Here is a 13,972-nt window from a genome sequence, read left to right as displayed (position 1 = left end):
CCTCCGTGGTACCACCATAACACGCCCTGGTGGACCTTTTTAAGGGTCCACTTATTTCCTAAGCTGAATCTCTACTCAAACCAGGGAGATCAACATGAATCAATGCAATCAGTTTGGCCAGCCGGTCGGCGAGGCACTTATCGACTGGCAGCCGCGACAGCACCCCGCGCGCGTGGAGCTTAAAGGGGAGTATTGCTCGCTGACGCCTTTACGCACAGAGCACGCCGCCGCGCTTTTTGCCGCCTACGCGCTGGCACCGGATACCCGCAGCTGGACGTGGTTGCTGCGCGAGCCGGACGCCAGCGTGGAGGATTTCACAAACTGGGTCGCCAGCGTCTGCGAATTATCAGATCCCATTCACTTCACCGTTATCGACAACCAAACGAACGCGCCGGTCGGCACGCTGGCGCTGATGCGCATTGACGCTAAAAATGGGGTGGTGGAAGTGGGGCATGTCCATTTTTCCCCGCTGCTGAGCCGCACGCCGATGTCCACAGAGGCACAGTATCTGCTGATGCGCTACGTGTTTGAAACGCTTGGCTATCGTCGCTACGAGTGGAAATGTAATAGTCTGAATGCGCCTTCGCGCCGGGCGGCGCTGCGTTTAGGATTTCAGTATGAAGGGCAATTTCGCCAGGCGCTGGTGATTAAAGGCCACAACCGCGACACCGACTGGTTTTCCATTATTGATAACGAGTGGGAAGCCGTTTCCCGTGCATTCCAGAACTGGCTCGCCGCCGACAATTTTACCGCCGACGGCGAGCAGAAAAGATCCCTGGAAAACTGGCGAGAATCACTGCGTTAACGTCTTTTCTTACGTCCCTGTACCGCTTTAAAGCGCGGGTTTGATTTGCAAATCACGTACAGGCGTCCTTTGCGTTTTACAATCTGACAGTCCGGATGGCGCTGTTTTGCACTGCGGAGCGAGTTGACAACCTGCATGGTTAACCTCGCTTCGCATTAATAAAACCGCCAAAACGCTGGCGGAAGCGCGCAGCGCTGCCTTCTGTCGAGAAGGTTTTCTGCTTGCCGGTGTAGTACGGATGCGATTTCGACGATACCTCAATGGTGATGTAGGGGTACGTCTCGCCGTCGAGTTCGATTTCGCGGTCGGTTTTAATTGTCGATCCGACTTTGAAATATTCGTTGGCACTGGTGTCGTGAAAAACGACCGTGCGGTAGTACGGATGGATATCAGGTTTCATCTTACGCTCACCATGTTTTGTTATAACATAACAAAAGTCTATCCGAGTCGCAGCGCAAAAACAACCCCCACCCAGGCGGGTGAGGGAATCCGCTTAATTTTCTGAAGACGGTTCTTTGCCCACCAGCATGGTGGTTAACACAAAGGAGATCACCAGCGCCATCACGACCCCTGACACCGCAAAGATAAAGTACGGGCCGATATAGGCTGGCAAACTGAAAATGCTCGACAGGATGTAGCCGTAAAGGCGAACGCCAAAAAAGGCGATAAACGCCGAGGCCAACGAACTGGCAATTGTTGCGGCAATAAACGCTTTTTTGTAGCGCGTCAGCACACCAAACAGAGCCGGTTCAGTAATCCCCAGCAGCGCAGAAATGGCGGCCGAGAGCGTTACCGTTCTCTCCTGGCGATCTTTGCTCAGACGCCAGATCGCAAACGTCGCGCCCGCAATCGCCATGTTGGCCATAAACATCATCGGCATCAGCATGTCATAACCGCGATCGCTGAAGTTCTGCAGTGCAATAGGCGTCATCGCGTGGTGCATACCGGTCAGAATCGCGACCGGACGAATGGCACCGACCACCAGACCGGCAAAACTGGCCGACACGCTAAACAGCCCTTCGATAAATAGCGCCAGTCCTTTGCCTAACCAGATACCAATCGGGCCAATCACCACCAGCGCTGCCAGGGCGCCTAAAAACAGCGTTAGCGTTGGCGTAAAGACGGTTTTTAACACCTCAGGCATAATGCTATCCACCCAGCGATGGATATAGCTCAGAGCCAGAACAGAGAAGATCACCGGGATCACGCTGGAGGCGTAGTTAAACACCGACACCGGAATCACATCCAGTAACCAGATGGCGCTCACCGCGCCCTCCTGATGCGTGGCCAGCGCTTTGGCTGCCTCGATCAGTGACGGATACATCAGGCACGCCGCGACGGCCGCCGCCAGATATTCATTGGTTTTAAAGATCTTCGCCGCAGAGACCGCCAGGAAAAACGGCAGGAAATAAAACACGCCGCTGGCGATCAGATCGATCACCATCACCGTATCGCTTTTGGCGGAAACCACTTTTAGCGCAATCAGGCCGGCCAACAACCCTTTGATCATTCCCGCGCCCGCGATTGCCGGAACAATCGGACCAAACACGCCCGAAACGGTATCCATAAACAGTGATACCAGACTCTTGCGCCCTTTCGGCGCCACCGCTGCCGTCGCGTCGTCTTTGTCGCCCAACACGCTGAGCATTTGCTCATACCAGCTGTTTACTTTAGGTCCGATAATCACCTGAAACTGATCGCTCTGGAGCTGCGCGCCCAGCACGCCAGGCAGTTTTTTTATCTCCGTTTGATCAACTTTATTATCGTCAATTAAATCAAAGCGAAGTCGCGTCATGCAGTGCCAGACTTTATTAATATTCCCCTGGCCGCCAACCAGACGAATAATATTATTAATGGCTTCTTGCGTGCCCATAAATCTCCTGCCGAGTGATGTTGTCGTTTTAATGTTGCCATGAAGCATAATTAAACCCAGACCACAAAACAAACCAATAAAATTTGATATCGCTCACAGTTAGCCAACTATAAGGCGCTAAAAGGCGAGCGATAGTAAAATTGGTATGGTTTTTAATTACATTATCATGAAATAACTGACCAAAATAAATAGTAAAAAAAACGGTTTACCCGCCCCCTTTTTTAGGGCGATGATATTCGCCATAACCTATTCCCACAGTGCAGCAAAGGAGTTATTTCGTGACGCCTGTGATTATCAAAAATATCGAGTGTTTTATTACTCGCCCGGACCGACACAATCTGGTGACCGTCCGTGTCACGACTGAACAGGGCATCACCGGCCACGGCTGCGCCACTTTCCAGCAACGTCCGCTGGCGGTTAAAACGTTAGTCGATGAGTATCTCAAACCGTTGCTCATCGGGCGCGATGCCAACAACATTGAAGACCTGTGGCAGATGATGAACGTGAACGCCTACTGGCGTAACGGCCCGGTGATGAACAATGCGATATCGGGCGTCGATATGGCACTCTGGGACATTAAAGGCCAGCTCGCCGGAATGCCGCTGTATCAGCTGTTGGGCGGAAAATCCCGTGATGCGATTGCTGCCTACAGCCACGCCAGCGGCGAAACACTGGAGGAGCTGTTCGCCTCAGTGGATGCCCTCATTGCCCGGGGATATCGCCATATTCGCTGCCAGCTCGGCTTTTACGGCGGCACGCCGTCGGAGCTTCACTCGCCGGATAATCCAACGCCCGGCGCGTGGTTCGATCAGCATGAATACATGAATAATACCGTTGAGATGTTCCGCGCCCTGCGCGAAAAATATGGCTGGAAACTGCATATTCTTCACGACGTCCATGAGCGATTATTTCCCCAGCAAGCGCTTCAACTGGCTAAACAACTCGAACCCTTCCAGCCCTATTTCATCGAAGATATTTTGCCGCCCCAGCAAAGCGGCTGGCTGGAACAAATCCGTCAGCAAAGCTGTGTTCCGCTGGCGATGGGCGAATTATTCAATAATCCTGCCGAATGGCACGATCTGATCGTTAACCGCCGCATTGATTTTATTCGCTGCCACGTTTCACAGATCGGGGGGATTACACCGGCACTGAAGCTGGCGCATCTGTGTCAGGCCTTTGGGATCCGTCTGGCGTGGCATGGACCGGGCGATATGACCCCAATTGGCGTGGCGGTAAATACGCATCTGAATATTCATCTGCACAATGCCGCCATCCAGGAGTTTATTCCCCGCTCGGCCACCACGGATAGCGTCTTCCCGGGTGCGCCTGAAGTGAAAGAGGGATTTGTCTATCCACCCGCCGGGGCGGGAATTGGCGTCGGATTCAACGAAGCGTTGGCACTCGCGCATCCTGTTCTCTATCGCCCGCACGAATGGACGCAGAGCCGCCTGCCCGATGGCGCGATTCATACGCCCTGATTTTGCCGCCACGCCAGATTATCGCGGTTGTAGGGAATAACGTAGGTGCAGGTATAGTTGATGTCGATGATGTCACTCACTTCAAACACGCGTCCGCCGTCCAGAATACCGCGATTATTAATGTGCATTGCCGGGCTGCCCTTTTTGCAGCCCAGTATCACCGCCTGTTCACGGCTCACGCTTACGGCGCGATAGGTGGTCAACATATGCGAAATAGTTAACCCTTTACTCAGCACATATTGCTGGATCGAACGCTCAATCGCCTGTTGGTTGAGATCGGGAAAATCCGTTACCGGCATACTGGATACCTCAAGCTGCACCGGTACATCATCCACGTAGCGAAGACGGCAAAAGTGCCAGATAAAGCTCTCCTCCGGGATGCCAAAAATCTGCTGCGCAGCGCGGTCGGGACGTTTTTTATGCAGGCTGATCATCCGGTAGCGGATCTGATCGAAGCGTTTTTCCGTGATCGAGTTATAAACCAGAGGGTTATTACGCGCCTGCTCATTGATCCAGATCCCCGACCCCTGCACAATCCTCACCACACCAATGCTCACCAGCTTTTCCAGCGCCTGGCGAATGGTAAACCGCGACACACCGTACTCTTCGGCGAGCTGCCTTTCCGGCGACAGTTTACGCGGCCCCGGCGTGGTCTCCTGGTAAATTTTGCTCAGCAGATCTTGCGTAACAAATTCTTTTTTTTTCATTGGCCTTACCTGAATCAAATCAACCCTCGCCGCATGCTATAAGATTATCATTCTCCGATAATTTAATTCAGCACATCAGAAAGGAAACCGTAGCATGACAACTCGCCATCTGGTTAGCCTGGTGACTGGTGTTCTGATCTTTGCCGTGCTGATCCCGATATGTCTGAGCGTCTGGCTGGCGCATCGTCAGGCAGAAGACCGGTTTGTTCAGGATCTGGACCGCTATTCATCGCGGGTGCTGATTCGCACCAATATAGTGATTGCTCAGGCTAAAGAGGCGTTAGCCCAGATCGACGCCTGGAAAGGGGTTCCCTGTAGCCACGATCATCTGCTGGCGATGCGCCGTGTCTCGTTTTCTCATCGTTACGTGCAGGAAGTCACCTACATTGAAAACCAGAAGCCTGTTTGTTCCTCGCTCGAACAGGTCAGTAACGCCGCCCCCCTTCCACCGCCGATGCGCGTCACGCGTGAAGGCTATAACGCCTGGCTGACACAGCAGAACGATCTCGGTATTCATCGTTATATGATGGTGCTGGGGTCGGAGCATTACCTCGTCATGGTCGATCCGTCATCCCTCATTGACGTGATCCCGTTCGGTTCCTGGCCGATTGACGCTGCGCTGGTGGGCAATGACAGCAATTTTATTTTCGCCAGCAGCACTCCGCTCGCGCAATCCATCTGGACGCGATTACAGCAGCAAAATCTGGCCCCTTTGCAATACGAAGGTTCAATGTACGTGGCTAAAGAGGTGCCCGAACTGCGCTTCTCGGTTGTCGCCTGGGCCGCGCTCAAACCGCTGAAAGAGAGCTGGCATCAACAGCTGCTTTTCTGGCTACCGTTTGGCGCTCTGGTCAGCTTCCTTGCCGCGCTCTTCGTCCTGCGTATTCTGCATCGTCTGCAATCTCCGCGTAATCGCCTGCTGGACGCGATTAATGCGCGTGAATTCGTCGTCCATTATCAGCCCATTGTGGCACTGGACAGCGATAAAATAACCGGTGCCGAAGCCCTCGTCCGCTGGCCGCAGCCGGACGGTAGCCTGCTTTCACCGGAAATTTTTATCCCTCTCGCAGAGCAGACCGGGCTGATAACCCTCTTAACCAGACTGGTCATCGAAAAGGTATTTGAGGACATGGGAGAGTGGTTACACCATCATCCTGAACAGCATATTTCAGTGAACCTCTCGCCAGCAGATCTGTTTTGCGATGAGCTACCGCCGCTGCTGGGTCGCCTTCTGAATCAGTGGCAGATTCAGCCGCAGCAGATTGCACTGGAGTTAACCGAGCGAGGGTTTGCCGATCCGCAGTTCAGCGCACCGGCTATTGCCAGTTTCCGCCGCGCAGGGCATCCCGTTTATATCGACGATTTCGGCACCGGTTACTCAAGCCTCAGTTATCTGCAGGACCTTGATGTCGATACACTCAAGATTGATAAGTCGTTCGTGGATGCTCTGGAATACAAAAACGTGACGCCGCACATTATCGAAATGGCGAAATCGTTGAATATGGCGATGGTCGCGGAAGGGATTGAAACCGAAGGACAACTGGAGTGGCTGCGCCGCCACGGGGTCCAGTACGGGCAGGGCTGGCTTTACAGCAAGGCACTGCCCAAAGCGGAGTTTATCTTCTGGGCGGAGAATAATCTCGACCCGGATTAAGGCCCGGCCAGTCTCGCCGGGCGCGGATCGTCACTCGTCGAGCAGCGGAGAAAATCCGCCATAGATCATCCGTTTGCCATCAAAAGGCATCGACTCGCCAAACTCTTTCATGCGTGGATCGGACATCAGCTTTTGGTTGGCCGCATCGCGAACCTCTTTCGACGGGTACTCTATCCAGCTGAAGACGACCTGTTCCCCCTCTTCTGCTTTCACCGCCATGCGAAAGTCGGTGACTTTTCCATCCGGAACATCATCAGCCCAGCACTCGACAATGCGTAGCGCACCAAATTCTTTAAACAGCGGGGCCGCTTTTGCCGCCATTTCGCGATAAGCCTCCTTATTTTCCGCGGGAACGGCAACGACAAAACCATCGACATACTTCATGAGTCAAACCTCCGAAGTGAGCGTGCGGCCACCTGTTGTGACCGCATCTGACGAGGTTAAGTTTAGTCCTGACGCCAGCTAAACGCGTAACGCAGTTCTCTTTGCGGCAGGATAAACTCCGGCGATACGCTCGGACTCCACGAATCATCACCGCCGACCCCCATATGGAATGCGTCGATGTTCAGCCAGCAGCCCGGCTCTTCCTCCAGCAGATGATGATGCGTGGTATCACGCAGCTGCTGCTGGCTATAGCGGCTCAGGGAGAAGTGGAAATGCCCCTGCAACTGATGCGCATCAAACGTCAGCTCGCGGGTATCGCAACGCAGGCCGTTTTCGCCAGGGAAGATATACGGCGTGTGCAGCGCCTCCAGCGGTAGCGTCCAGCGCCCCTGTCGCGCCGCCAGTTTTCGGTCCGGGTAGTTCTCCTCCGGCCCCAGGCCCAGCCAGCTTGCCGATGCCGGGGCTTGCATTAACTGGCAGCTTAAGCCAATCCGCGCAGGCTCTGGGATATCGCCCGCAACCTGAACATGGATATCCCCCTGCAACACTCCGCAGGCGTCAACTGTCCACACCTTACGACTCAGGAACAACACTTTGCCGTTGAACTCCCACGCATGCAGGGTCGTGATCACGGCCGCTTGCGCAAGCTGTTCCCCTTCGCAGCTCAGCAAACGCGGCGAGAGATCATACAAACCAGCAGCTTTCCAGCGCTCAACCCAGGCATTTGGATCGATTCGCGTGGCTTCGCTGACGCCAATATCGTTATCGAGCGGTGCGCGGGTAAAGTTGTCGACAAGCGGCGAGCGCAGCGTTTGCGTCCCCTGATGCCACCACTGGGTCAGATTCCCGCTTATGCGATCAAAATGCCAGCGCTGCCCCTGATGACTCACTTCCAGCGCATCTTCTGTGACCGTCAGTTCCGGCTTTCCGCTACCGACAGCGGCTGGTGCAAGACAGAGCGGTGCAGGCAGGGGCCACTGATCCCAGGCGCAGCGATGATCGGCCTGCGACCATGCGGTTGCCGCTACCTGGAAGACGTCCACGTTCAGCCAGAGTTCACCCGCTGCCGCCACCAGCTCCGGCAGGCTGATTTCGATCCGTTGGGTTCCCTGTGGCGCAACCGACAGCGCCACTTCCCCACTCGCCAGCTGTTCGCCATCGCGAGCAACGGACCAGCGCAGCCGCTCATTATCACTCTGGCGGAACAGATAATCGCTGTGCACCTCGACCACCAGCGGTGAGGTGCTCACCAGCGTGAAGGTGAAAAATTGCTGCGCGCGCTGGGCTTCAAACAACGCCGGATGCGGTGTGCGATCCGGGAAGACCAGTCCGTTAAGACAAAACTGGCGGTCATTGGGTTTATCGCCAAAATCGCCGCCGTAGGCCCAGAACGGCTGGCCGTTTTCGTCCCGCTTTGTCAGCGCCTGATCCACCCAGTCCCAGACGAATCCGCCCTGCAAACGTGGATACTGGCGAAACGCCTGCCAGTATTTGGCAAATCCACCAAAGCTGTTGCCCATGGCGTGGGCGTATTCGCACAGGATCAGCGGACGCGTTTCGTCAGGCATACCAATCCACTTTTTAATCGACCATTTTGGCACGGCCGGGAAGGGCTGGTCCTGATCGACACGGGCATACATCGGGCAGACGATATCCGTCGCCACTGAGTTTGCCCCGCCGCCTTCATACTGCACCGGCCGCGTCGGATCGGTAGATTTTACCCAGCGATACAGCGCATCGTGGTTAGCCCCATGCCCGGATTCATTACCTAGCGACCAGATAATAATCGAGGGGTGATTGCGGTCGCGCAGCACCATGCGCGTCACGCGCTCACTCATCGCCGGCAGCCAGCGCGGATCGTCCGCCAGCCGACTCATCGGCACCATTCCGTGCGTTTCAATGTTCGCTTCATCCACCACATACAGACCGTAACGATCGCACAGGGTGTACCAGAGCGGGTGATTCGGGTAGTGAGAGCAACGCACGGCGTTAAAGTTATGCTGCTTCATCAGTTCGATATCGCGACGCATCGTCGCTTCGTCCATCACCTGCCCGCGCTCCGGATGATGTTCATGGCGGTTAACGCCGCGAATCAGCAGCGGCTTGCCGTTAACTTTCAGTAAACCGTTGCTGATTTCTACCCGACGGAACCCCACGTCGCAGGCTTCGACCTCCAGCACACTGCCCTGCGCATCACGCAGAGTAAGCGTTAAGCGATACAGCGCCGGAATCTCCGCGCTCCACAGCGCCGGGCGGTCAACCGCAAGCGTGACATTTAACCGTTCGGCCCAGCTGCCGCGTTCATCGACGGTCACAGAGCCTGGCCGGGCGGCGGCGCTCGCGACAGATTGGCTGCCTTGCCAGAGCGTGAGCTCAACTTCGCAGTCAGAGAAATGCTCTCCGCTCAGGGCGACCTCAACCTGCAATTTTGCCCGATCGTAATCGGCATTTAATTCGGTCACGATATGGTAATCGGCGATGTGCGTTTCGGGTTTATGCAGCAGCGACACGTCGCGGAAAATGCCGCTCATGCGCCACATGTCCTGGTCTTCGAGATAGCTCCCGTCGCACCAGCGCAGCACCAGCACCGCCAGGCGGTTACTGCCCGGTTGCAGCGCCCCGGTTAAATCGAACTCCGCAGGCAAGCGGCTGTCCTGGGAATAGCCGATCCACGTCCCGTTGCACCAGAGATAAAACGCCGAGTTTACCCCGTCAAACACGATGCGCGTTTGTCCGCTCTCCAGCCACTGCGCATCCACATCAAATGTGAGCGAGTAACAACCCGTGGGATTTTCGGCCGGAACGAACGGCGGGTTGACGGCTATCGGGTACGTCACGTTGGTATAAATCGGAGTGTCAAAACCCTGCATCTGCCAGTTTGACGGCACGGGCATGGCTGTCGCATCGCTGCAGTCTTGCGTTATCCAGTTATCAGGAACCTGCTCAGGTGCGGCGAAAAAGCTGAACATCCACTCCCCGTTAAGCAGTCGCTTCTGGGATGAAAGCGCCTCGCTGCGCGCCTGCTCTTCGTTGCGCCAGCTGTGAAAGGGGGCGTGGGCCGCCAGACGATGCCATTGGGTTACGCCGGGATTTTCCCAGTCACGGCGGGCGAGTAATTGACGGAGAGAGACAGCGGATACAACAGACATAATGACCTCTTTGCGAAGCGCTCACAATTTTAGTCACAATGCCCTGGAGAAGAAGCCGGGTAAAGGATCGTTCCCCCGCAAAGCGAGGGCGATCACAAAACCAGGATCATCGCGCCAGCTGTTCGGCCATCAGGGCGAGTGATTTAAGCTGCTGCGCCAGCGCTTCGCGATCGGCCTGAAACGGAGCGTGTCGGGCAGTGGAATGGCGATCCACCAGCGTCACGGGGAGCTGCATTTGCCAGCGTTCGTCGCTCGAAGGAGAGAGCAGCCACTCGACGCTGCGCTCACCGGCAGTCCGGAACGCCTGGCGAATGGTGGTCAGCGGCGGTGAAAACCAGGCGCTGTCAGCGGTATCATCAAATCCCACCACGGAGAGCTGTCCGGGTACGGCAATCCCCCGCTCGGCGCAGGCGCGCATTACGCCCAGCGCCATCTGATCGTTGGCGACCAGAATGGCATCGGGAAGTGTCGCGCCCGCCAGCAGCTGGTGCCCTTTTTCATAACCGGAAGCGGCGCTCCAGTCGCCCTGCGCGATGGCGCACGGAACGATATTGGCCTGCGCCAGATGCGCCTGCCAGCCCGCCAGACGCGCGCGTGACGAGACGGAACTTTCCGGGCCACTGAGCAACGCGATACGCCGGTGTCCGAGCGATGTCAGATGTTCCGCTCCCAGCCTCGCCCCCTGCTCCGCGTCAAACGCCAGACGGTGAACCTGAGCGGATGGCGACACATCAAAGAATAATACCGGGATCGGCGCGGCCAGCTGGCGAAGCTTTTCGGCTTCAGAATCGTCCAGAGGGACATTGACCAGCAAGCCTTCCACACGCTGCGCCAACAGCTCCTGCAGCGCGGCCTGACAAAGCTGCGGATGCTCAACCATTGAAATCAGCACACTTGCGCCGCACTCTCCCGCGCGGGATTTCACCGCCGAAGCGATCTGCGAGGGAGCATGCAGCGCCAGATCGGTGGTAATAAGCCCCAGCGTACGGGTGCGCTTACCGGCCAGCTGCTGGGCACCGCGATTGGGCACATAATGCAGCTCGGCCATCGCCTGCTGCACCTTTTCCCGGGTGCGTGAAGAGACGTGCTCCGCGTCGTTAATCACGCGGGAAACCGTCTGGTAAGATACGCCCGCCAGGCGGGCAACGTCATACAGGGTAATGGCTTTCATGCTTTTCACATCGCAACGGGAAAGAGAGATATTCTGGCACAGTGCGTCAGTGAAAGCATGTGAGCGCTTCGCCGTATTAGACAATTCGTTCCGGTTGCGGGGCAATATTGACCCGTGGTTTTTGACGGAACCACGGCAGACAAATCTGGATCAGCGGGCCGATGGTCAACGCATACAACACCGTGCCCACGCCAAAGGTTCCGCCAAGTACGCAACCAATCAGCAACACAGACACTTCAATTGCCGTACGCACGCTACGGACCGACCAGCCGGTGCGGGCGTGGATCCCGGTCATCAGGCCGTCACGCGGGCCGGAACCAAAGCCCGCCCCGATGTACATTCCCGTTGCCAGCGCATTCACCACCACCGCCGACAGCAGCAGCGCGCTGCGGGCCGCCAGTGAACTCAGCTCAGGCAACAGCGATAACGCCGCATCGGCGGCCAGGCCAATCACGATCACATTGCTTATCGTCCCAAGTCCGGGGCGCTGACGCAGCGGTATCCAGAACAGCAGAACCAGTGCGCCGGTCAGAATCATCACCGTACCAATATCCATCGCCAGCAGTCTGGCCACGCCAAGATGAAACACGTTCCACGGATCGGCGCCCAAATCAGCGCGCACGAACATCGCGGTAGAAAGCCCGTAGAATCCCAGCCCGACATAAAGTTGCAGTAAGCGACGCAGCATGATTTTTCTCCTGAAGTTTATGCTTTTATCTTCGCCGGAAATGGCCCTATGATTAATGTCCAGTTTTCAAATAGTGGACTGCATATGTCATCACGTCGATTTGGTAGCCAGTCTCTGGTACGCCTGCTGGGTCACTGGCAACAGCTCTCTTCTCGCACCCCGCTCTGGCGACAGCTGGCGGATGCGCTGCGTCTGCTGATCCTGGATGGCAGACTGGCGCTGGATACGCGCCTGCCCGGCGAGCGAGAACTGGCTACTGTGCTGAATGTCAGTCGGACCACGATCAGCAGCGCGCTGGCGCATCTGCGCGAAGAGGGGTATCTGGAGAGCCGCCACGGCAGCGGCTCGCGGGTGATTCTGCCGGACAGCCACGCGGTTCCGACCCGTGCGGCTACAAGCACAGCCCTGGATCTCTCTACCGCCGCACTTAGCGCCGGGCCGGAAATCCATCAGGCGTATACCCACGCGCTCACCGCCATGACGCAACACCTGTCGCAAACGGGTTATGATCAGCTGGGCCTGGCGGAATTGCGTGAAGCCATTGCCGCGCGTTACTGCTCGCGGGGGCTGCCAACGCGGGCAGACGAAGTGATGGTGGTGAATGGTGCGGTCAGCGGGTTCGCGCTGGTGCTGCGTCTGCTCACCGGCCCCGGGGATCGGGTGGTGGTCGATCATCCAACCTATCCGCTTGCGATAGCGGCGATCCAGGGGGCATCGTGTCGTCCTGTCGGCGTTTCATTGCCCGAATCAGGCTGGGACACCGATGGTTTTGCCGCCACGCTGGCGCAAACCGCCCCCCGACTGGCCTATCTGATGCCAGATTTTCATAATCCCACGGGACGCTGTATGGATGCTGCTACTCGCGCAGCGATGACCGATATCGCCGCTCGGACCCGAACCACGCTGGTGGTCGATGAAACCATGGTGGATCTGTGGTTTGACGCTCCGCCCCCACCACCGCTGGCCGCCTTTAACCCACAGGCCAGCGTGATTACGCTCGGGTCGGCAGGTAAAAGCTTCTGGGGAGGATTACGCCTGGGATGGATCCGCGCTTCATCACGCACCATTGCCTCGCTTGCTCAAACACGCGATACCCTCGATCTCGGCTCACCTTTACTGGAACAGCTGGCAACGCTGTGGCTTATTGAGAATTCCGCCGCTTTCCTGCCCGCACGGCGACAGAGGCTAAAAGAGCGCCGGGAGCGATGCAGCGCCTTGATGCAGACACATTTTCCTGAATGGCGCTTTTGCAAGCCGGAGGGGGGGCTTTCCTATTGGGTGGAGCTGCCGGGCATGGTGGCGACACAGTTTGCCGCGCGCGCTGAAACACTGGGGATTCATCTGGGAACGGGCACGCGATTTGGTCTTTCCGGCGCGTTTGATCGCTATTTGCGAATGCCGTTTTCAATTGAGTCAGCGGCGCTTGAAGATGCGCTGCTGCGAATTAAACCGCTGTGGGACACGCTGAACAAAACCGCGCCCCCGGTAAAACGTGGCGTCATCTGATACCGAAGAAATAAAACGGCTGAGTGCAACGGCATGCACTCAGCCACTTTACAAAAAGTGGCATCAGTGTTGAGGCGGAATCGGAAAACCTTTAAGAGAAATAACAAAATCTTCTCCCTCTTTCTTTATTTTTGCGCCGGTATCACACCAGTCAGACGCAATACGAAAGAACTCATCACTTCCGATATTCCAGCCAAGCCGGACGTGTTTCACGTAGCCTGAACGCAACAGGTCGCAGGCTTCTTTGTAGTCACTGGCGGTAGAGCGTTGTGGTTTCATTTTCTCTTCTTCAGAATTTTACGTAGTGCCTTGATTTCTTTAGGAGTTAACGGAGCTGCGCTCTCTTCTTCCGTATGCTGATTATCAATTTCCGCCTCCGATACTCCCGCCTCTTCTGCTGCTTCAAACGCCAGCAGCAGCAGTTTCTCTGTGGTCACGCTTAAATTCTCGTTATTAACTTCTGCGTAATGGCGAAGTTTTTCTTTTAGCGCTTCATCTATTTTAACGTTTAATACCGCAGTGCTCATGTGTGTGACATCCTTTCGGAATACGTTATT

Annotated in this window: 14 protein-coding genes; 4 read left to right on the top strand and 10 right to left on the bottom strand. The window is 56.2% G+C overall.

The features are described from left to right. Positions 1-94: 94 nt before the first annotated feature. On the top strand, positions 95-805 hold the full coding sequence (locus tag SOM82_RS05080; RefSeq protein WP_320460157.1) for a GNAT family N-acetyltransferase: 711 nt from the start codon (positions 95-97) through the stop codon (positions 803-805). Here SOM82_RS05080 and ykgO read toward each other — a convergent pair. The 3 genes from ykgO to SOM82_RS05065 form a co-directional block, all read right to left on the bottom strand. Continuing rightward, entirely contained in the window at positions 802-942 is a 141-nt protein-coding gene (ykgO, locus tag SOM82_RS05075; RefSeq protein WP_154127665.1) for a type B 50S ribosomal protein L36, read from the bottom strand. The genes SOM82_RS05080 and ykgO overlap by 4 nt on opposite strands. 2 nt (positions 943-944) lie before the next feature. Beyond that, positions 945-1,205, bottom strand: coding sequence for a type B 50S ribosomal protein L31 (locus SOM82_RS05070; protein WP_154127664.1), 261 nt, complete (start codon positions 1,203-1,205; stop codon positions 945-947). Positions 1,206-1,298: 93 nt separating this feature from the next. Then, entirely contained in the window at positions 1,299-2,678 is a 1,380-nt protein-coding gene (locus tag SOM82_RS05065) for a PTS transporter subunit EIIC (protein ID WP_320460158.1), read from the bottom strand. 278 nt (positions 2,679-2,956) lie between these two features. Here SOM82_RS05065 and SOM82_RS05060 point away from each other — a divergent pair, with 278 nt between their 5' ends. Beyond that, positions 2,957-4,156, top strand: coding sequence for an enolase C-terminal domain-like protein (locus tag SOM82_RS05060; protein ID WP_320460159.1), 1,200 nt, complete (start codon positions 2,957-2,959; stop codon positions 4,154-4,156). Here the strand turns inward: SOM82_RS05060 and SOM82_RS05055 are convergent. Further along, positions 4,144-4,863, bottom strand: a complete 720-nt coding sequence (locus SOM82_RS05055; RefSeq protein ID WP_154127662.1) for a GntR family transcriptional regulator — start codon at positions 4,861-4,863, stop codon at positions 4,144-4,146. The genes SOM82_RS05060 and SOM82_RS05055 overlap by 13 nt on opposite strands. Positions 4,864-4,957: 94 nt before the next feature. Here SOM82_RS05055 and pdeB point away from each other — a divergent pair, with 94 nt between their 5' ends. Next, positions 4,958-6,517, top strand: a complete 1,560-nt coding sequence (pdeB, locus tag SOM82_RS05050; RefSeq protein WP_320460160.1) for a cyclic di-3',5'-guanosine monophosphate phosphodiesterase PdeB — start codon at positions 4,958-4,960, stop codon at positions 6,515-6,517. A gap of 30 nt (positions 6,518-6,547) precedes the next feature. Here the strand turns inward: pdeB and SOM82_RS05045 are convergent, their stop codons facing one another. The 4 genes from SOM82_RS05045 to yczE form a co-directional block, all read right to left on the bottom strand. Next, the gene (locus tag SOM82_RS05045) at positions 6,548-6,901 is read right to left on the bottom strand and encodes a DUF1428 domain-containing protein (RefSeq protein WP_154127660.1); all 354 of its coding nucleotides are present in this window, start codon (positions 6,899-6,901) and stop codon (positions 6,548-6,550) included. 62 nt (positions 6,902-6,963) lie between these two features. Further along, positions 6,964-10,050: a beta-galactosidase gene (locus tag SOM82_RS05040; protein WP_320460161.1), complete on the bottom strand. Its 3,087-nt coding sequence runs from the start codon at positions 10,048-10,050 to the stop codon at positions 6,964-6,966. Between the two features lie 106 nt (positions 10,051-10,156). After that, on the bottom strand, positions 10,157-11,221 hold the full coding sequence (locus tag SOM82_RS05035; protein WP_320460162.1) for a LacI family DNA-binding transcriptional regulator: 1,065 nt from the start codon (positions 11,219-11,221) through the stop codon (positions 10,157-10,159). A gap of 76 nt (positions 11,222-11,297) precedes the next feature. Then, positions 11,298-11,909, bottom strand: a complete 612-nt coding sequence (yczE, locus tag SOM82_RS05030; protein ID WP_154127710.1) for a membrane protein YczE — start codon at positions 11,907-11,909, stop codon at positions 11,298-11,300. Positions 11,910-11,993: 84 nt separating this feature from the next. Here yczE and yczR point away from each other — a divergent pair, with 84 nt between their 5' ends. Beyond that, positions 11,994-13,415: a MocR-like transcription factor YczR gene (gene yczR, locus SOM82_RS05025; protein WP_320460163.1), complete on the top strand. Its 1,422-nt coding sequence runs from the start codon at positions 11,994-11,996 to the stop codon at positions 13,413-13,415. A gap of 63 nt (positions 13,416-13,478) precedes the next feature. On the opposite strand, the gene SOM82_RS05020 is transcribed toward yczR, so the two are convergent. Together SOM82_RS05020 and SOM82_RS05015 are read right to left on the bottom strand one after the other, a co-directional pair. Then, positions 13,479-13,694 (bottom strand): hypothetical protein, encoded by a 216-nt coding sequence (locus tag SOM82_RS05020; protein ID WP_154127656.1) that lies wholly within the window; start codon positions 13,692-13,694, stop codon positions 13,479-13,481. Continuing rightward, positions 13,691-13,942 (bottom strand): hypothetical protein, encoded by a 252-nt coding sequence (locus SOM82_RS05015; RefSeq protein WP_154127655.1) that lies wholly within the window; start codon positions 13,940-13,942, stop codon positions 13,691-13,693. Before SOM82_RS05015 ends, SOM82_RS05020 begins: the two co-directional genes overlap by 4 nt. Positions 13,943-13,972 lie beyond the last annotated feature (30 nt).

The sequence above is a fragment of the Lelliottia sp. CFBP8978 genome (genome assembly GCF_034046055.2).
Taxonomy (GTDB): domain Bacteria; phylum Pseudomonadota; class Gammaproteobacteria; order Enterobacterales; family Enterobacteriaceae; genus Enterobacter.
Note: the sequence above shows the minus strand (reverse complement) of the source record. Positions and strands in the feature narration are given on the sequence as shown.

Coding starts and splice junctions, on each gene's coding strand:
- SOM82_RS05080 (WP_320460157.1), top strand. CDS start 95: ATGAATCAATGCAATCAGTTTGGCCAGCCGGTCGGCGAGGCACTTATC.
- ykgO (WP_154127665.1), bottom strand. CDS start 942: ATGCAGGTTGTCAACTCGCTCCGCAGTGCAAAACAGCGCCATCCGGAC.
- SOM82_RS05070 (WP_154127664.1), bottom strand. CDS start 1,205: ATGAAACCTGATATCCATCCGTACTACCGCACGGTCGTTTTTCACGAC.
- SOM82_RS05065 (WP_320460158.1), bottom strand. CDS start 2,678: ATGGGCACGCAAGAAGCCATTAATAATATTATTCGTCTGGTTGGCGGC.
- SOM82_RS05055 (WP_154127662.1), bottom strand. CDS start 4,863: ATGAAAAAAAAAGAATTTGTTACGCAAGATCTGCTGAGCAAAATTTAC.
- pdeB (WP_320460160.1), top strand. CDS start 4,958: ATGACAACTCGCCATCTGGTTAGCCTGGTGACTGGTGTTCTGATCTTT.
- SOM82_RS05045 (WP_154127660.1), bottom strand. CDS start 6,901: ATGAAGTATGTCGATGGTTTTGTCGTTGCCGTTCCCGCGGAAAATAAG.
- SOM82_RS05040 (WP_320460161.1), bottom strand. CDS start 10,050: ATGTCTGTTGTATCCGCTGTCTCTCTCCGTCAATTACTCGCCCGCCGT.
- SOM82_RS05035 (WP_320460162.1), bottom strand. CDS start 11,221: ATGAAAGCCATTACCCTGTATGACGTTGCCCGCCTGGCGGGCGTATCT.
- yczE (WP_154127710.1), bottom strand. CDS start 11,909: ATGCTGCGTCGCTTACTGCAACTTTATGTCGGGCTGGGATTCTACGGG.
- yczR (WP_320460163.1), top strand. CDS start 11,994: ATGTCATCACGTCGATTTGGTAGCCAGTCTCTGGTACGCCTGCTGGGT.
- SOM82_RS05020 (WP_154127656.1), bottom strand. CDS start 13,694: ATGAAACCACAACGCTCTACCGCCAGTGACTACAAAGAAGCCTGCGAC.
- SOM82_RS05015 (WP_154127655.1), bottom strand. CDS start 13,942: ATGAGCACTGCGGTATTAAACGTTAAAATAGATGAAGCGCTAAAAGAA.